Annotated in this window: 1 protein-coding gene; it reads right to left on the reverse strand. The window is 59.2% G+C overall.

Going from position 1 to position 402, the window contains the following annotated elements:
- Window positions 1-231: hypothetical protein (locus RM530_RS18475; RefSeq protein WP_311366736.1), on the reverse strand; the 231-nt coding region annotated here is incomplete at its 3' end.
- Window positions 232-402 lie beyond the last annotated feature (171 nt).

Here is a 402-nt window from a genome sequence, read left to right on the forward strand (position 1 = left end):
CACTTTCTCCAGGCCCCGTGGCGCGACGTAGGTAACCCAGCGATACTCCCCATTTCCTCCTCTTACTTTGTATGGCTTGCGAACCGAGCCTTCGTGCTCACCCACACGAAGAAGAACCACGCCGCTCTGGCCGTAGTTGACAATGTCTACGCCGTACTCGAATTTTCCGCAACCGCTGATCGAGAGTGCCGTCACAAGACTCGTGGCCGCTGTCCGGAGAAGTCTGTTCACTGTGGAACTTCTCCCAAGGTCGGGGTCAGGTCTTGCGCCTTGACGCAGCCCGCCGATCCACACCTCGCGCGATCCGGCTTACCGTCGAGTAGTCGAGTAGTGCTACTCGAAGTGCGCACCGATCTGCGGAAGTTGTCGGTGTCCGCTCTCGTAGGCGTCGCGATCTTCGTC

Origin of the sequence: Banduia mediterranea (genome assembly GCF_031846245.1) — a bacterium.
GTDB lineage: Bacteria > Pseudomonadota > Gammaproteobacteria > Nevskiales > Nevskiaceae > Banduia > Banduia mediterranea.